Genomic DNA, 16,885 nt, shown 5'->3' on the forward strand with positions numbered 1-16,885 from the left:
GAGCAGAACCATGAAATCCATCGTCTCCACCCTTCGCCCCGCCCTGGTCAGTACGCTCGTCCTGACGGTCCTGCTGGGCGGCGTCTACCCCGCGCTTACCACAGCCATCCTTCAGTTCGGCTTTCACAAACAGGCGGAAGGCAGCCTGATCCGCGACAGCGGCGGCCAGGTCATCGGTTCGACCCTGATCGGGCAGAACTTCGACCAGCCGCAATATCTGTGGGGCCGTCTGTCAGCCACGGGGACGGCACCCTACAATGCCGGCGCGTCGTCCGGTTCGAACCTGGGCGCCAATAACCCGGCTCTGCTCGACGCCGTCAAGGGCCGTATCGATGCCCTGCGGGCCGCCGCCCCGGGTACAGCGACCAAAATCCCTGTCGATCTGGTGACGGCTTCCGGTTCCGGGCTTGATCCCGAGATCAGTCCGGCGGCAGCGGCCTATCAGGTCAATCGTGTCGCCGCGGCGCGAAATATCGACGAAGTCCTGGTCGAAGCCGCTATCGCCAAATCGACGCATGGACGCGACCTTGGCATTCTGGGCGAACCGCGTGTAAATGTGCTCGAGGTCAATCTTCGCCTCGATGGAAAGATGAAGTGAACGATCCTGACGGCCGACCCGATCCCGACCGGTTGCTGCAACTCGTTCTAAACGAGCACAGCGACAATCCGCGCGGACAACTGAAGGTTTTCTTCGGTTCGTCCGCCGGGGTCGGCAAGACCTTCGCCATGCTGACCGAGGCGCATGCCCGGCAGAAGGAGGGGCGAGACGTACTGATCGGCGTCATAGAGCATCACGGCCGGCAGGAAACGGCAGCCCTTGTCGAAGGGCTGCCGGTTTTGCCTTTGCTGGAGATCGATCACCGGGGCGTCAAGGTCAGGGAATTCGACCTCGACGGTGCCCTGGTCCGCCGTCCGTCCCTGATACTCATGGACGAATACGCCCATTCGAATGCGCCCGGTTCACGCCACCCCAAGCGTTGGCAGGACGTCGAGGAACTGCTCGACAACGGCATCGACGTCTACACGACGCTGAATGTCCAGCATCTCGAGAGTTTCAACGACCAGGTGGCCAAACTGACCGGGGTTTGGGTGCGCGAAACCGTACCCGATACCGTCTTCGAAGGCGCCGACGAGATTGCCCTGGTCGATATTCCCTCCGACGAATTGCTAAAGCGTCTGGCCGAGGGCAAGGTCTATGTCGCCGAGGGCGCCAATACCCGCGCCGCCGAGAACTTTTTCAAGAAGAGTAACCTGCTGGCGCTGCGCGAGATGGCGCTGCGCCGAACGGCTGAAAGGGTCGATGCGCAAAGCGACGAGTTGCATGCCGCCCTCGGGCAAAACGAAGCCCAGCTTGGCCTGAAGATCATGGTGCTGCTGGGGCCGGATCCTCTATCCCTGCGCCTGATCCGCCATACCAAGCGCATGGCGGCGCGCGGGCGGTCGTCCTGGCACGCCGTCTATCTGCAAAGCGATCGCCACGAGCGGCTCGACGAAAAAGGGCGGACACGGGTAGAACACTATCTGCGCCTGGCGGAAAATCTCGGCGCCCAGATCGTCCGCCTTTCCGGTTCGAATCCGGTGCGTGACATCCTGCAATATGCCCGCCAGAACGGCTTCACCCGGATCGTGGTCGGACACCGGAAGCCGAAATGGTGGCAGAGGTTCCGCACGGCCTTTGCCCAGGAACTCATCGAAGGCGGTGAGGGGCTGGAAATCGCCGCTATCCACGGCGAAAGCGGCACGACAAAGGACACGACGGTCGCGCCCGATGCGGTAAAACCCTTTTTAGCCAAGCCTTTGGACTATGCCCTGGCCGCTGGAGCCGTCGCGCTGTGCACGGCGATCGCATTCCCCTTCCGCGACCATACGCCGGCGACCAACCTCGCCATGATCTATCTTACCGGCGTGGTCATTGTTGCGGCCCGGCTCGGACTTGGCCCGTCGATTCTGGCTTCGGTGCTTAGCATTCCGGCGTTCAACTTCTTCTTCACCGACCCCTATTACACCTTCAATTTCTACGACACCTACTACTATGTCACCTTCGCTTTCATGCTGGTGACCTCGCTTGTCGTGGGCTCCCTGACCGCGCGTCTGTCGAGCCACGCCCGACAGGTCAGCGACCGCGAACGCGAGACCCAGATACTTTACGGCCTGACACGCGGTCTTTCCGCGGTGCGCACGGTCGAAAAGATGTGTGACGTCGCCGTTGAGCATTTGAGCGGCCCCTTCAACCTCGCCGTCAGCCTGTTCGTTATTGTGCCATCAGGCCTGCAGATCTATCCTGACGGGACCGTCCAGAACGACATGAAGGAAATGGGCGCGGTCAACTGGGTCGCGGCCAACGGCCAGATGGCCGGGCGCGACACCGACACCATGCCGTCGGCGTCCGGCCTCTATCTGCCATTACAGGCGGAAAACGATACCCTGGGCGTACTGGGTCTGGCGCCCTCTGACAGCAAGCGCGCCTTTACCGGAGCGGAAATCCTGCAGTTCGAGGCCTTCGCCAGCCTGGTTGCCGGGGCGCTGCAACGGGCGCGGCGATCTGACGAGGCGTCCCAGTCCAAGGTCGAGTCTGAAAATGAAAAGCTGCGCAATGTCCTGCTGTCGTCACTGTCACACGATCTGCGCACGCCGTTGACGGTCATGAATGGACAGGTGTCCACGCTGCTGCGCATGCGCAAGGAACTTCCCCGCAAGGCGATGGATGAACTGACGGCTTTGTGGAGCCACCTGACCCGGCTGCAGAAGTTCGTCAGCGATCTGCTCAATATGGCAGCCATCACTTCGGGCCATATGAAGCTCAATTTCCAACCCTATATGATCCAGGAAATCCTCGGCGCCGCCCTGGCGCAGGTCCAGGCTACCAAGGAGAGCCGTACCCTTCGCACGCAGATTTCCGGCACCCTGCCCATGGTCATGATCGATGGCGGCCTGATCGAGCAGGTGTTCGTCAACCTGATCGAAAACGCTTTCCAGCATACAGCGAAAGACGGTGAGGTCGTTATCTACGTCGAAAAGGAGGCCGACAGGTTGCGCGTGCGCGTGTCCGACAACGGCAGCGGCCTGAAGGATGGTGACGAGGCGCGCATTTTCGAACAGTTCCAGACGGAACAGAAGCTGAGCTCCGATCGCTCCGGTGGCACCGGACTGGGGCTGGCCATCTGCCGGGGTATTGTTTCGGCCCACGGCGGTATGATCTATGCCAAGAACAACCGGACGTTCACGAGCGCCGACGGCAGGCCGCAGTCAAATGGCGCCTCCTTTATCTTTACGCTTCCTGTAGCTGGGCCCGACGCCGTATGACCGACACCGTACGTATCCTCACCATTGAAGATGAAGCCGATATCCGCAGATTTCTGCGTAACGTCCTGGGCGCCAATGGCATGGTGGTGATCGAGGCCGAGACCGGGCGGGAAGGCTTGCAGAAGGTAGCGTCGCAAAGTCCCGACGTGGTTTTACTCGACCTTGGCCTGCCGGACATGGATGGCATGGAGATCATCCGCCAGATGCGCGCATGGAGCCGCATTCCGATCATCGTCCTCTCGGCGCGCGGGCAGGAGCATGACAAGATCGAAGCCCTCGACCACGGCGCCGACGATTATCTGACGAAACCTTTCGCGGCGGGCGAACTGATCGCCCGAATCAAGGTGGCGCTGCGTCATGCCAACCGGCCGCAGGGCGATGCCCCCTTCGTCTACGACTACGACAATCTGGTCATCGACACAGCGTCACGTCGTGTACGGCTCGACGGCGAAGATGTCCGTCTGACTCCGATTGAATACAAGCTTCTGATCGTTTTGGCGCGCAATTCAGGTAAGGTCCTGACCCATGCCAGTCTATTGAACGAGGTCTGGGGTAAACATGCGCCGGAAAACCAGACCTATCTGCGTATTCACACCCAGCATCTGCGCGAAAAGCTCAATGACGACGCACTCAATCCGCGCTTTATCGTAACCGAGCCCGGCATCGGCTATCGACTTAAGCCCTGACCAAAGCGCAATCCGAAAACGGGGGCGCCCGGGCGGCCCGGATGGCTCCTCGCATAAGCTCGGGCGGCCAACAAACGTTTTTTGGCCAAGGCCGGGGGCAGTACATCCCTAAATTGCGGGATAGCCCAGGTGCTCCCGTACGGACTAGGCTTGAGGCGTTCCAGCCCGAGAGGGGATGCGTCCGCTCTCATCAGAAGGTATGCCGCATGATCTCCAAGATGACGTATCGCAAGCTCCTGCTCGCCGGTGGCTTCGCGCTGGCCGCGGCTCTTGGCGCCGCCGGCTGCCAGGCGGCGAACGTTCTTCGGCCGACGATCGAGCAGCCGGCGCGAGAAAAGCTGCAGCCGGTCTTCGATGCTTACACCGCGAAGATCGACGCCGCCTTCAAGGCAAGTCCCGATTTGCGAAAGCAGATGCAGGCCAGTCTGAAGGAGATTTCAGACACGGCGGACTCAGCTAAGAGGGCCAGCCTGATCGCTGCCTACCAGAAGCGCTATCACGCCGCCTACGTCGCCGTTCTGGCAAAGGGGGGCGTCGATCTCACCAGGATGACGGCGGATCTTCAAGCCGCCGTGCCGGGCTACGTCTTCACGCTCAAGGACGACCTCGGCATCACCTTCACCAAGAAGAAGCCGAAGGCCACGGCCAAGAAGGACGGCGAGTCTGGCTCCGCGGCGGGCACGCCGACGGTGGTGGCGGTTTCAGGCGACGACTTTTCGTTTGTCAAGGAGTTTACCTGCCACGTGGTCGCCGGCAATGACGCCTATAAGTCCGGCGGCTATTTGCGGTTCGGCGCCTGGGCGGTGGAGGCAGGTCAGTGCGATGGAACTGCCCGGATGGACCATCGTCGTAGCCTGCCGAGCGGGCAGCGTGTACGCATCGACCTTACCTACGACCTGGATTGCGAGGCGTCCGCGGTGGGCATACTCGGCGTCGCCGGGGCGGACGTGTATACCTTGGTGCGTCCGCTTACGCCGTCGGTCACGCAGGACTTCCTGAACGAACATGACCTTGAACTCGAAGTTCACTGCGACGCAATAGCCCCATTCCTTTGGGCGGCGTCGGAAAACCAAACCCTGACGGGGGGCCGTTTTACCGTTGAGGACTCCAGAGCGGGTGACATAGATATCATGGCGGAGAGTTTCGGCTTCGCCTTGGCCGGCGGTATTGTCGCCGGCACCTCGGTGAAAGCGCAGGTTCATCGCTTGCGCACGACCATTACCTTCACGCCGGAATAGCTCTGGAGAAACCGCCGCGGAAGGCGGCGATTTTGCATTGGAGCGAAATGACAATTCTACCTAAAGTCATTTCGCTCCAGGCTGTCATAGACGTGGGTGGCGTCGTCAAACCGGACGCGAGAGGGCTGGCCGGCAAAGGGCGTGGGCGTAAACCACGGCGCTATCACACCCGTTTCGACCGGATCCTCGATCTTGTCGGTATTCCACCCGACCAACAGCCGTCCGCCCGGTTTCAGTATCAGGCTAAGGGCTTCAAGCGCCTGTTTTTGCTGGCCTTCCGAGTCGACGCCGTAGCCGAGTATGCCGTTGAACAGGACAGCATCGAAGGTCATGCCGGCAAACAGTGTATCCGCCAGGCAGATATCGCCCGTGCGGTGGCGGCCCTTGCGACCGAAGCGCGCCACCTTGGTCTCGATATCGGTCGTCCAGACCTCGGCGCCGTTGCGTTCCAGAACGGCATAGTAACCGGCCGTGTAGCGGCGGCAGCCGACGAACAGAATTCGTCCGCCCGTTTGGGCGAACGCCGGCAGGTAGGTCTCGGCCAGCAGCCGTCGGTCGGGGAACTGATGGATCAGCGACCGCTTTGACGGAATGTTCAGGGCGGCCAGGCAGGTGTCGATAAAGGTCATGAGGCTCATGACGCCATAGTGGCACGACTTGCCGGCGGTTGGAAAGGTCGCGAATGATCTCCAGGCGCGGCGCTCCGCGAATGAAGGACCATGGTGCGATTTGCGAATAATGAAGCCATTTTCCGTAAATTTACTGGGTTTGCGGCCTGTCTTAACGGGCGATTCAGTATCTTGCAGGCAGTGTCGCCACAGCTCCAATCGTTTGCGTGACCATGGTAAAAACAGCGCTTATCCTCGAAGACAGCAAGACGCAGGCGATGGTCATTGCGCGGATGGTCGAAGCCCAGGGCTGGACCACGGTGCATTGCGACACCGTGCGCGAGGCGCTGGAGGTGTTGAAGCTGATCGATATCCAGGCGCTCATCCTCGATGTCTTTGTCGGTCAGCATAACAGCCTGCTGCATATCAAGCAGTTTCGCAGCCTGGCGCGTTCGGCGCCGATTCTGTTGATGACCGCCGGTTCGAGCAAGGATTCGATCGACGACACGTTGCGCCACGCCCGTCTGGCGGGGGCCGACTACGTTCTGCGCAAGCCGTTCACCGAACACCTTATCAAGGATATTTTCGAGTCTCTGGGCGGGGGCGTTCGCCGCCGGCATATCCTTGTGATCGATGACAGTCAGGTCGTTCGACGTTTTGCCTATCAGGCCCTGGCATCGACCGGCTATCGCCTCTCGGAAGCCGTTTCCATGGAAGAGGCTTTTTCCAATGTCGATATTGCCCATGTCGACCTGGTATTGTGCGACGTCTTCATGCCGGGCATGGGCGGGCTGAAGGGCATGAAGACCATCAAAGCGACGTGGCCGGAGGTCAGGATCATCGCCATGTCGGCCGGTATCGAAAGTAAAATCAGTGACCGTGAGGCGCTCAACGCCACGCAGCGCTTCGGTGCCGATGCCCAGATATCCAAGCCGTTTGTCGCTGACGATCTCATCCATGTCATGCGTCAGGTACTGGACGGTGCGGTCCCGGCGATGCGCAAGAGCTGACTGGCAACCGTTGACAGATAGCCTATTGTGGACGAGGCTGCCCTTGTATGAGGCAGTAAGGGGGAGGAATCGAATGAGCCTGGAAAAGATCGGCGCCCTGGCGTTGCTTTTGTTGTTTTTTGGCCTTGGCGTCTGGTTGATGTTCTTTACTCGCCCCTATCAGAAGGCCGTGGCCAAGGCACAGGATGAAGTCGGCATGACGTGGGCCGCCAAAAACCAGAGAAGTTGGCTCATGACCCTTGGTTACAAGTTCTGTGGTCTGCTCTTTGCCGGGGTCAGTGGCTATTTCCTGTTTTGTATGGGGCGTAACCTGCTGACGGAAGTGGGTCTGCTGGCCATCGGATAGCCATCGAATACCAACCTGGGATGATTCTGACGTGTTTTGCCCACCCCATTTATGCTAGGCGATTCACACATCTCAAAAAGGCAAATAAACTCAATAAGATTTTCGCGTGAGATGTCAGAGTTTGCGACGCTGAAATTTGGTGCCTGTTTAAGCTGTAGCTAAGGCCCCCCACCGTCACGGCTTACGCGCCGAAGAAGCGCGAGCGCCGCACCACCTCCCCCGCCAACGGGGGAGTATAAGAAAAACAAATACTTATACCGCCCCGTGAGCGGGGCGGGGGACCGCCCGAGACATTGCGAAGCGTAGCGCAGCTTTGGCGAAGGGGGGTGGTGGGGGCCTTCAGTCGTTCGATCACCCAAACCAAGCACATATGTGCATACCCTAGCCCATTTATGGGGAGGCGGGGCGCCCCGTAAACGAGGCGGGCGAAGAAAGGTCAGGCATTACCGCTACCGGTATGAGGTCAGGCCCGCGCCGCCATGACTCGGGCGATCGCGGTCTCCAGCGACTGCAGCGTAAAGGGCTTGTTGAGGCGCGGATAGGCGACATCCTCGGGCGCCTGGGGCTCAAACGCCGAGACCAGGAGGATGGCGACGCCGGGATGTTCGGCCGACACCTTGTCCGCCAGGCGCCGTCCGTTCATGCCAGGCATGACGATATCGCTGACCATCAGGTCGGGCAGGGACTGGTCCAGTTCGAGCAATGCCTGTGCAGCATTATGCGCCGTACGGACCCTGTGGCCCAGTTCGATCAGCGAGGCTTCGGTCATGCGGCGGACGCGTTCGTCATCCTCGACCAGCAGGACGTCGAGCGATCGGACCTGGCTGTGTGACGCCGTGCTCGGCGCAGTGGTCGCGGCTTCACCGCCGGCCGGTGTGGCGCGGGGCAGGATCAGGCGGACCTTGGTGCCCTTGCCGGGACTGGAGTCGATCGTCATATCGCCGCCCGACTGACGAACGAAGCCATAGACCTGCGACAGGCCCAGGCCTGTGCCGCGGCCGGTGTCCTTGGTCGTATAGAAGGGTTCCAATGCGCGGCGGGCGACCTCGGGCGTCATGCCGCAGCCGCTGTCGGAAACCGTGACGGTGACGGTGTCCGCCTGGTTGGCGACCTCGAAGGTTATGGCGCCGCCATCGGGCATGGCGTCGCGCGCATTGGCAGCCAGGTTGACCAGGGCATTTTCGAACTGGCCGCGATCGACGTGGACGTGCCACGGCCGGTCGCAAACGCGCGCTTTCAAGGTGATGTGCGCGCCAATGGTGCGTTCCAGCAGATCGATGACGCCGATAACCAGCGTGCCGGGGTCGCTGGTTTCCGGCGCTACGGGTTGTTGGCGGGAAAAGGACAGCATGCGCTGGGTCAATTCGGTCGCCCGCCGGGCGCCGTCCATGGCTGTGTCGAGAAATCTGGTGATGTCGCCGCCCTTGGCGAGGCGCAGTTGCGCCAATTGCAGGTTGCCGATAGTGACCGCCAACATGTTATTGAAATCATGAGCAATACCGCCGGTTAGTTGACCTAGGGCTTCCATCCGTTCGGCGGCGCGCAGACGGTCTTCTGCCTTGCGCTGGGCGGCGAAGGCGCGCACGCCGTACCAGATCAGGCCGCAGGAAAACAGGATCGCGGCAACCCCGGCGACCAGCAGCGACAACCACCAGAATTGCGCCGGTCCGGTGACCAGCGAGGACGAGACGGCGATATGGGTCGACCAGCCGGTGAGCGGCGACGTTACGAAAGCTGAGTAGTTCTTGATGCCTTCATAGGTGGTGCCGGAATAGAAGCCGGTGGGACCTCTGGCCACGGCGTCGCGCACGAAATGCGTTGCCGGTGTTCCCACGCGCGCCTCATGGTCGAGCGAGCGGGCGATGAAGCGGCCCTGGCGATCGACCACGGCGGTCACGATGTTTTTTCCCGGTGTTTCGGACAGCAGAATCTGTTGGAATCCGGACGGGTCCAACTCGACAATCAGGGCCAGATCCTGCTGTGGCGCCTTGAGACGCTTGGCCATCAGGATGCAGGTGCAGTGGCCGGTTCGGCGGTCGATACCGTCAATCGCGACGTCGTCGCCGGGGACCATCTTACGCAGCAGGTCGACGGATATCGGAGCGGCCGCGCCTGTCGTGGAAAACAGCAGATTGCCGTTCCGCGTATCGACCAGACTGACCGCGTCCCAGTCGGTGTTCAGATCGCGGACTTCTTCCGCGCGGGCTCTGGCAGCCAGCCAGTTGCCCGGCCGCATAAGATGACTGGTCGACAGGACGCGCAGCGAGGCGATGGAGCGCGACAGGTCGATATCGATGACATTGGTGACGCGCCGCGCCTTGTCCATGGCGGTCGCCTCGACGAGATGGCGCTTGGACTGGGCGTCAAACGCCATGAAAACGGCGCTGAAAATGATCACCGGCAGCAGGACGCCGGCAGCTATCATCACGATTAGCCGAGTCGGTGAATGCATGCCCGGATGCGTCCTTTGCGCGAGGCGTCAGCCTCAGGGCATGGTTTGGCAAATTAAGCCAGTAAACGCAATGCGGAAGTGGCGATTGTCCTGGTTACAAACCCGAACGGTATGAGGTCGAGCCGCCGCCGAAGATGGCGGTACGGACGTCCTGGCGCAAGGCGGGAGCAAACGAGATATGGACCCAGGTGCCTTCCTGGATCAACTGGTCGAACTTTAGCCCGCTCTCAATGATCTTCTGGCAGATCTGCAGGGGCGTACCGAAGCCGCGACAGACGAAATCGACCGCATAACCGGTGGTATGGGCACTGTTTTTGGCGCCATGGATGGCAGCGTTCAGCTTTTCGCTGCGATAGCCGCTATTGACGGTGATGGGATGGCCCAGCAGGTCGCGGACCTTGTCCATCTGTTTGGCCGTCTCGGTCAGGTGCGTGACGATCTCCGCCGACGGTGTATTGTCGATCTGGAAGCGGACGGCATTGTCCGAAAAGGTTAGCTCGTCGAGTGTGAAATAGCGGCTGAGCGCCCCGGCAGCGATCGTTGTGGTCGCCGCCGTTGCCGCGGCGGCGGCAGCTTGGCCGGCCGCCATGATCGTGGCGGTCCATACGGTTTTCGCCTTGTCCGTAAGCGTGCGGCGTTCCGCCAGGCCGATCGTTCCGCCATTGATCAGGCGGGTCACCTTTTCGACGTCGTCGAGATCGGCGGCCGCGTTGATATTGTTGGCTTTCCAGAAGGCGGCTGAGGCCTGGGCGGCGAACAGGGGCTGTTCCAGCAGTTCGGGATGGTCGACCAGGGGCTGGCCGATCAGGCCGGCATAAAGTGTGTAATTATTGCGGCCGGTTACCATGACGAAGCCGCGGCCGATATATTTGTAGCCGTCGCCGGGGTTCACATTGCCCAGCCGGCCGCCATAGATATGGTTGGCAATGGCTTCCTTGCCGCCGCGCACCAGGGCGTCGGCCTGGGCCTGGCTGGTGATGCGTTTGGGAAAGGTCTTCAACAGGCCGGCGGCGGAGTAGTTCAGGTTTTCAACCAGGGCGCGGAAGCCGCCGCTTTCATGGGCCAGTTGCGCCATGAAATGGGCGATGCGCGCCGGCGTGGTGATACCGGCGCCAGCCAGAACGGCATCGAGCGCCGGCGCGTAGTCGGCGGCGCGCTTCGTCCCGGGGGCAAGGGCCGTCAGGGTTTCGGGCGTAATGATGGCCATGGCTTCCCCCCCGGATCAGGCGTCGCGCGGACGCAGGGAGGGGTCGATAATATCGTCGCTGCCGTCCTCGACCGGCTTCATGGCAGCGGCCGACGGCGTGAAGTCGGGCGTGTAGCCGATCAGCGGCGTCGTTTGCGTGGCTGCAACCGGCGGAGCCAGGGCACCGACCAGCGCGCTGAGGCTGGCGACGGTTCCGCCGTCGCTGCCATTGGCGCCGCCCTTGGGTTTGAAGGTCGAACGGACCGTCATCAGCTTGCTGAGGATGTCGAACCAGAAGGGCGCTCCCAAGGTCACGGCAAAGGCCGTCATGACATAGCCCATGATCAGGGAGAGGAAGGGCAGCAGGTTGAACAGGGTATATTCGCCCAGTTGCGGGGTGCCGTTGTAAAAATTGACCACAGAACGCCAGCCGCCCTTCACCGACATGACAACCGTGTCGATGATCGTCGGCGGGGTTTTGCTGGCAGGCGCGACCGGCATGGGCAGGTCAGCGGCCATCTCCTGGGGTTCCGCCTTGGCGAACAGACGCGCCATGGTGTCGCGCGTCTGCTGGGTCCAGCCCATGGGCAGGCCCAGTTCGTTGAGCGGGTTATTGTCCTTGGTGATCAGGTCGCCCGTCTCCTGCTGACCGGAGGCGTGGTTCTTGTAATAGGTCTCGGCGGCGGCCTCGACGCCCTTGCGCAGGGTCGGGCTGCGATACAGGCTGTCGGCGATGACGACCGTATTGACGTTGAGCACGACACAGGCCACCAGGCTGACCCAGAACAGCAGGGTCTGGGTCTCCAGCCGATACCAGCCCGACACGCGGTCCATGGTGGCGTTGAACCAGTTTTCCATGAACTGGCGCGCCTTCTCGACATCGCCACCCGAATTGCTGACGGCGAACTGGACCATCTTGGCCAGGCGCGGATTGCCCAGGTTCTGCGAACCCTTCATCACGGCATTGAGGTCGACCCCGGCGTCTGTGCCGGTCCCGCCCTGTTCGGACAGGAGATCGAGGACGACGAAGGCGAAGTGACCGCTGGGGATGTAAGAGGGCAGGTTGCGCCCCTGCCAGAAGTTGCGCTTGGGGGGAACCGTGTAGCGGCCGCGATACAGCGACATGACCAGGGGGTGGTCGTAGAAGGCCTTGAGCATTTCGAAGCCGCTGATCTTGCCCTTGCCGGCCGGAACTTCCGGCGGATGATCGCACAGCAGTTCGACCAGGCCTTTTTCAAGATTGCGCGAACGGCGCTTCAGGAAGCCTTCGAATGTCTCACGCGCCACGGTGGCCAGGACGCTCATGAACAGGTAGACGAAGACGAGCCCCGCCGCCACGTCAAGCGATTCTGGTAACAAGCTGCCCAAGTCAGGCCCCCAATAAGACGCGTTTCGTGCGATTTTGCCCTGAACGCCGGCTTTTACCTGCGCGCCTTTATGGGACCTTAACAAATATTAACCCAACCGCAAGGGGGGCAATCGCCGCTGGGGAAAGTTGCACGACAGGTGTGGCTTTGAAGTCTTTGATGACCGCCAATTGGCACCACGCAACGATGGCGTGAGCGACGGATTTAATAAGGTTTTTTATCTGAGAAGCGGCGTGACCGTGCGCGCCAGCAGGTCGGGGGTGAATACCGTCGCGTCGCGACTGCCGTCGAAGGCCAGGCGGCCGCGGCGGTCGATGATAAAGGTCGCCGGGACCTGGCCGATATTGCCGTAGCCCTTGATGTCGGCATTGCGGCCGAACGCCGTCGCAAAGCTGAGCCCCTTGGCGAGGTCGGTCACCTTGGCATCCAGTTTCACAGTGTCCTGGCTGATGGCAATGATCTCGAGACCCTTTGCCTTATGCGCCTTGTAGTAGGCATCAAAGGCCGGCATTTCGGCGCGGCATGGGGCGCACCACGTTGCCCAGACATTCAGGATGACGACCTTGCCCTTCAGCGAGGCGAGGGTCAGGGTCTTGCCGCCCAAGGTCTGAATACGAAAGTCCGGCGCCGGCTTACCGGGCGCTACACCGGCGTCGGTGCTTGTCGCCAAGGCAGCAAGGCCTGACAGGATCAATAGTCTTTTCGGCAGGTCCATGGTTTCGCTCCGGGCGCGCGGATCACTATAGCCATCCTTGTCGGTACAGCAACGCCTCGATCGGTGGACAATGGGCTTTTCAGCGGGTTTTTCGGCATTTCATTTTACTAATAGAAATATTTTTGCTCATGATATATGGCTTTACGGCGAAGCACATTTCTGTAGTTTTGTGTGACAAAAGACGCGGCGAACAGGGCCGCCGAAACAGGTTGAGGGATTGAACATGACGGATCATGCCAGCGGCCAGACACGCCGCGCTATGTTGGCGGCCGGAGTCATCGCGGGTGCCGCGGGAAGCTTGCCGGCTTTTGCAAAGGGTGAGCGCCCCTCCGACCTGGCCCTGTGGTACGCCAGGGGCGCCGGGCGCTGGGTAGAGGCCCTGCCGGTCGGCAATGGCCGGCTGGGCGCCATGGTGTTCGGCCGTGTGGCACAGGAGCGCTTGCAACTCAACGAGGACACGCTATGGGCCGGTTCGCCCTACGATCCCAACAATCCCGGCTGCGCGGAGAATCTCGACAAGGTGCGCCGGCTGATCGACGACGAAAAGTTTCAGGAAGCGTCCGACCTGGTCAATGCCGAGATGCTGTCGCACCCGAAGACCGAAATGCCTTATGGCGCAGCGGGCGACCTGTTTCTCGATTTCCTTGATGCCGAGGCGCCGACGGCCTATCAGCGCTGTCTCGATCTCGATACGGCGGTTGCAACCACGCGCTTCACCACGGCGAAGGGCCAGTTTACGCGTGAGGTTTTCGTCAGCTCGGTCGATCAGGTCGTTGTGGTGCGACTGACCGCCAAGGGCGCGAAGGCGACACTCGACTTCGACCTTGGCTATCGCCATCCGGCCGATGCCGAGTACGGCACGCCTGTCTATGAAGGCAAGATGACGGCCTTGGAAGCGACGGGTGCGCCGTGGGACATGCTGGAGCCGGCCAAGAATGTCCTGCGGCCTGACAGCCTGGTCTTTGCGGCGGACGGCGCCAACGCCTTGCTGATCACCGGACACAACATCGAGTCGGCGGGCATTCCGGCGGGCCTGACCTATGCCTTACGCGTCAAGGCCCTGACCGATGGCAAGGTCTCGGTCGACGGCGACATATTGAGCGTGCGCGGCGCAAAGACCGTTACCCTGCTGGTCGCTGCGGCTACGTCCTACGTCAACTACGCGGACGTTACCGGTGACCCTGTTGGCAAGGTACGTACCGTATCGGAAGCGGCGGCTAAACGCAGCTATGCGAGCCTGAGGGCCGACCATATCGCGGCACATCAGGCGCTGTTCCGCCGCCTGACCGTCAAGCTGGGGCGGACCTCCGCGGCGCTGAAGGCGACCGATGTTCGCATCGCCGGATCGCTGCAGAACGATGATCCGGCCCTGGCGGCGCTGTACCTGCAATATGCCCGCTATTTGATGATCTGTTCATCGCGGGCCGGTTCACAGCCGGCCAACCTGCAAGGGATCTGGAACGAGGGCAACAACCCGCCGTGGGGCAGCAAATACACGATCAATATCAATACCGAGATGAACTACTGGCCGGCCGAGCCGGGGAATCTCGGCGACTGTACCGAGCCCTTGTTGCGTATGGTCGAGGACATTGCCGTCACGGGCGCGAAAACGGCGCAAGTCATGTACAGGGCTGGCGGCTGGGTGGCGCACCACAATGTCGACCTGTGGCGGGCGACCGCACCGATCGAAGGCTCATGGTGGGGCATGTGGCCGACCGGTGGGGCGTGGCTTTGCAAGACGCTGTGGGATCACTACGACTACAATCCCGATCCGGACTATCTGGCGCGCATCTATCCCTTGCTGCGCGGGGCCTCGCAATTTTTTGTCGATACCCTGGTCGAGGATCCGAAGGGCAGGGGGTTGGTAACCTCGCCGTCGATCTCACCTGAGCATGAACATCTGCCGCAAATCGCCACCTGTGCCGGACCGGCCATGGATCGGCAGATTATCCGCGACCTGTTTGGCTCGACCCTCGCGGCGCATGACCTTCTGGGCAAGGGCGAGCCAGAGTTTGCGGCAAGGCTGTCCGCAATGCGGGCGCGACTGCCGGCGGACCGGATCGGGGCACAGGGCCAGTTTCAGGAATGGCTGGAAGATTGGGACGAACGCGCGCCCGATCCGCAGCATCGCCATGTTTCGCATCTCTATGCCGTCTATCCCAGCGAACAGGTCAATGTGCGCGATACGCCCGACCTGATCGAGGCCGCCAAGGTGACCTTGCGCAAGCGCGGCGATCTGGCCACCGGCTGGGGCACGGCGTGGCGGCTGGCCTTGTGGGCGCGCATGGGCGAGGGTGAGCACGCGCACTCTATCCTGACCGGGCTGATCGGGCCCGAGCGCACCTATCCCAACATGTTCGACGCCCATCCGCCGTTCCAGATCGACGGTAATTTTGGCGGCGCGGCCGGGATCATGGAAATGCTGGTTCAGTCTTGGGGTGGAGAGGTGCGTCTGTTGCCCGCCCTGCCGTCGGCCTGGCCGTCGGGCGAGGTGACAGGCCTGCGGGCGCGCGGCGGACTTACAGTGGATCTGAACTGGACCGGTGGCCGGGTGGCCAGGGTCACATTGAAGGGGCCGCCGGGCGCGGTGGTGAAGCTGCGTTATGGCGTCGTGCTGCGCGAGGTGACGCTGGACGGCAAGGGGATGTGGACCGCGACAACATTGTAGTGGCCGCGGGGAAAGGTTCCTGCCAGGCCGGCCGTGATGAAAAGGGCAAGCCGTTGAGACCTTGTCTCGCCTGTTGAGCAAATCTTCAGGCGTTTGCGCTGACATGGCGGAATGCTGATTTGGATCATACTTGCCATCTACCTGGTCACCATCAATCTGGTCACCTATCGCGTGTGGGTGCTGGATAAGGTGCGCGCCAAACGGCGTGAACGGCGCGTGTCCGAAGCGATGCTCCTGAAGCTGTGCGCATTAGGCGGATGGCCTGGCGGAATCATGGCCGCGCAGGCGTTTCGCCACAAAACCAGCAAGCTTGCGTTCATCCGCAAGGTGATCTTCGTCGTTTTCGTGCAGGTGGTCGTTGTCTGCCTGGCGGTGGTGTTACTCTGAATCGCTGTCGTATGCTGCCGGTTGTGAGTGCTTCGCGCGTGGCGTGAATATTTCGGATTTGGTACGAGGGGATTGCAAAAGCAATAAAATCTGGCAGATTGCTGCCGAAAGCGCCCCGCTGAAAATTCCATCTGGGGACTGTCGCTTTACACTTGGGGGATTCTCAAATGAAACGTATTTTCGCGTCGCTTTTGCTTGCGACCATGGTTAGCGGTTGTGTCACGCCCTACCGCCCTGTACCTTTTGATCATGCAACATCGGGTATTTCGACTATCCAGGTCGTCGAAGATGCTATGCCGCCGGCCCCGCGGGTTCGTAAACTGGCGACAAACGGGCAGAATATGGCGAGTGCTGCCAGCGGCGCTGGCCTGGCCGGCCTTATTGTCGGTGTAGCCGCCGCCAGTATCGAGGCGGGTATTGCCGATGCCCAGAACAAGAAGATCAATGCCGCCCTGGCAACCCAGAATTTCGACGGCGAAGCGATTTTCGACGAGGCCTTCGAGGCGGATCTGCGTTCCCAGAGCTATGACATCTCCAGCCTCAAGACGGCGCGCGATGAGAGCCGCAAGTTTGTGGCTACCGCGCAAGCCGATGCCGCTGCGACTACTGCAGTACTGGACGTCAACGGAAACGGTTATGGCTACCAGCAGGTGGGTGGCACCAAGATGTGGCGCCCGTACGTGGTCATCTCGGTGAAGATGTACGATGCCAAGGACCCGACAAAAGTCCTGCTCGACAACTACGTGGAATATAATGCGGTTCTGCCGGGCACTGTGACGGTCAATATTCCTGGTGATCCTGCCTACGGTTTTGAAAGTGTCGATGCGATCGCCGCTGATCCGGTCAAGGCGGCCGAAGGTCTGCGCAATGCCATTGTGGCGTCGGCCCATGCAACGGCGCAGTTGTTGAGGTAGGGAGC

General features: G+C 61.3%; 14 protein-coding genes. 9 read left to right on the forward strand and 5 right to left on the reverse strand.

Features of this window, described 5'->3' with window-relative positions:
- Window positions 1–10: 10 nt before the first annotated feature.
- From kdpC to AC1DXO_RS07855, 4 genes are all read left to right on the forward strand, one after another.
- Window positions 11–598: a potassium-transporting ATPase subunit KdpC gene (gene kdpC, locus AC1DXO_RS07840; protein ID WP_476977561.1), complete on the forward strand. Its 588-nt coding sequence runs from the start codon at window positions 11–13 to the stop codon at window positions 596–598.
- On the forward strand, window positions 595–3,303 hold the full coding sequence (locus AC1DXO_RS07845) for a DUF4118 domain-containing protein (protein WP_476977562.1): 2,709 nt from the start codon (window positions 595–597) through the stop codon (window positions 3,301–3,303). The genes kdpC and AC1DXO_RS07845 overlap by 4 nt, the downstream gene beginning before the upstream one ends.
- Entirely contained in the window at window positions 3,300–3,989 is a 690-nt protein-coding gene (locus AC1DXO_RS07850; protein WP_476977563.1) for a response regulator, read from the forward strand. Before AC1DXO_RS07845 ends, AC1DXO_RS07850 begins: the two co-directional genes overlap by 4 nt.
- A 206-nt stretch (window positions 3,990–4,195) precedes the next feature.
- Window positions 4,196–5,227, forward strand: coding sequence for a hypothetical protein (locus tag AC1DXO_RS07855; protein WP_476977564.1), 1,032 nt, complete (start codon window positions 4,196–4,198; stop codon window positions 5,225–5,227).
- A 56-nt stretch (window positions 5,228–5,283) separates the two neighbouring features.
- Here AC1DXO_RS07855 and AC1DXO_RS07860 read toward each other — a convergent pair whose 3' ends face one another.
- Window positions 5,284–5,865 carry a class I SAM-dependent methyltransferase gene (locus tag AC1DXO_RS07860; RefSeq protein ID WP_476977565.1) on the reverse strand — a complete coding sequence of 194 codons (582 nt, stop codon included), beginning with the start codon at window positions 5,863–5,865 and terminating at the stop codon, window positions 5,284–5,286.
- 203 nt (window positions 5,866–6,068) lie between these two features.
- Between AC1DXO_RS07860 and AC1DXO_RS07865 the strand changes: the two genes are divergently transcribed.
- Both AC1DXO_RS07865 and AC1DXO_RS07870 read left to right on the forward strand, forming a co-directional pair.
- Window positions 6,069–6,845, forward strand: coding sequence for a response regulator (locus AC1DXO_RS07865; protein WP_476977566.1), 777 nt, complete (start codon window positions 6,069–6,071; stop codon window positions 6,843–6,845).
- A gap of 73 nt (window positions 6,846–6,918) precedes the next feature.
- Window positions 6,919–7,191 carry a hypothetical protein gene (locus AC1DXO_RS07870; RefSeq protein ID WP_476977567.1) on the forward strand — a complete coding sequence of 91 codons (273 nt, stop codon included), beginning with the start codon at window positions 6,919–6,921 and terminating at the stop codon, window positions 7,189–7,191.
- Between the two features lie 463 nt (window positions 7,192–7,654).
- Here the strand turns inward: AC1DXO_RS07870 and AC1DXO_RS07875 are convergent, their stop codons facing one another.
- The 4 genes from AC1DXO_RS07875 to AC1DXO_RS07890 all read right to left on the reverse strand — a co-directional run bounded on the left by AC1DXO_RS07875 (window position 7,655) and on the right by AC1DXO_RS07890 (window position 12,911).
- Window positions 7,655–9,643 carry an ATP-binding protein gene (locus AC1DXO_RS07875; protein ID WP_476977568.1) on the reverse strand — a complete coding sequence of 663 codons (1,989 nt, stop codon included), beginning with the start codon at window positions 9,641–9,643 and terminating at the stop codon, window positions 7,655–7,657.
- 94 nt (window positions 9,644–9,737) lie between these two features.
- Window positions 9,738–10,850: a D-Ala-D-Ala carboxypeptidase family metallohydrolase gene (locus tag AC1DXO_RS07880; RefSeq protein ID WP_476977569.1), complete on the reverse strand. Its 1,113-nt coding sequence runs from the start codon at window positions 10,848–10,850 to the stop codon at window positions 9,738–9,740.
- Window positions 10,851–10,865: 15 nt separating this feature from the next.
- Window positions 10,866–12,197 (reverse strand): hypothetical protein, encoded by a 1,332-nt coding sequence (locus AC1DXO_RS07885; RefSeq protein ID WP_476977570.1) that lies wholly within the window; start codon window positions 12,195–12,197, stop codon window positions 10,866–10,868.
- A 216-nt stretch (window positions 12,198–12,413) separates the two neighbouring features.
- Window positions 12,414–12,911 carry a TlpA disulfide reductase family protein gene (locus tag AC1DXO_RS07890; RefSeq protein WP_476977571.1) on the reverse strand — a complete coding sequence of 166 codons (498 nt, stop codon included), beginning with the start codon at window positions 12,909–12,911 and terminating at the stop codon, window positions 12,414–12,416.
- Between the two features lie 223 nt (window positions 12,912–13,134).
- On the opposite strand from AC1DXO_RS07890, the gene AC1DXO_RS07895 reads away from it, so the two are divergent.
- The 3 genes from AC1DXO_RS07895 (at window position 13,135) to AC1DXO_RS07905 (ending at window position 16,880) form a co-directional block, all read left to right on the forward strand.
- Window positions 13,135–15,579: a glycoside hydrolase family 95 protein gene (locus tag AC1DXO_RS07895; RefSeq protein ID WP_476977572.1), complete on the forward strand. Its 2,445-nt coding sequence runs from the start codon at window positions 13,135–13,137 to the stop codon at window positions 15,577–15,579.
- Window positions 15,580–15,690: 111 nt separating this feature from the next.
- The gene (locus AC1DXO_RS07900) at window positions 15,691–15,966 is read left to right on the forward strand and encodes a DUF1294 domain-containing protein (protein WP_476977573.1); all 276 of its coding nucleotides are present in this window, start codon (window positions 15,691–15,693) and stop codon (window positions 15,964–15,966) included.
- A gap of 167 nt (window positions 15,967–16,133) precedes the next feature.
- On the forward strand, window positions 16,134–16,880 hold the full coding sequence (locus AC1DXO_RS07905; RefSeq protein ID WP_476977574.1) for a hypothetical protein: 747 nt from the start codon (window positions 16,134–16,136) through the stop codon (window positions 16,878–16,880).
- Window positions 16,881–16,885: the final 5 nt, after the last annotated feature.

This window comes from Asticcacaulis sp. P2_C5 (assembly GCF_056404555.1).

Coding starts and splice junctions, on each gene's coding strand:
- AC1DXO_RS07880 (WP_476977569.1), bottom strand. CDS start 10,850: ATGGCCATCATTACGCCCGAAACCCTGACGGCCCTTGCCCCCGGGACG.
- AC1DXO_RS07855 (WP_476977564.1), top strand. CDS start 4,196: ATGATCTCCAAGATGACGTATCGCAAGCTCCTGCTCGCCGGTGGCTTC.
- AC1DXO_RS07860 (WP_476977565.1), bottom strand. CDS start 5,865: ATGAGCCTCATGACCTTTATCGACACCTGCCTGGCCGCCCTGAACATT.
- AC1DXO_RS07865 (WP_476977566.1), top strand. CDS start 6,069: ATGGTAAAAACAGCGCTTATCCTCGAAGACAGCAAGACGCAGGCGATG.
- AC1DXO_RS07900 (WP_476977573.1), top strand. CDS start 15,691: ATGCTGATTTGGATCATACTTGCCATCTACCTGGTCACCATCAATCTG.
- AC1DXO_RS07895 (WP_476977572.1), top strand. CDS start 13,135: ATGACGGATCATGCCAGCGGCCAGACACGCCGCGCTATGTTGGCGGCC.
- AC1DXO_RS07875 (WP_476977568.1), bottom strand. CDS start 9,643: ATGCATTCACCGACTCGGCTAATCGTGATGATAGCTGCCGGCGTCCTG.
- AC1DXO_RS07850 (WP_476977563.1), top strand. CDS start 3,300: ATGACCGACACCGTACGTATCCTCACCATTGAAGATGAAGCCGATATC.
- AC1DXO_RS07905 (WP_476977574.1), top strand. CDS start 16,134: ATGAAACGTATTTTCGCGTCGCTTTTGCTTGCGACCATGGTTAGCGGT.
- AC1DXO_RS07890 (WP_476977571.1), bottom strand. CDS start 12,911: ATGGACCTGCCGAAAAGACTATTGATCCTGTCAGGCCTTGCTGCCTTG.
- kdpC (WP_476977561.1), top strand. CDS start 11: ATGAAATCCATCGTCTCCACCCTTCGCCCCGCCCTGGTCAGTACGCTC.
- AC1DXO_RS07870 (WP_476977567.1), top strand. CDS start 6,919: ATGAGCCTGGAAAAGATCGGCGCCCTGGCGTTGCTTTTGTTGTTTTTT.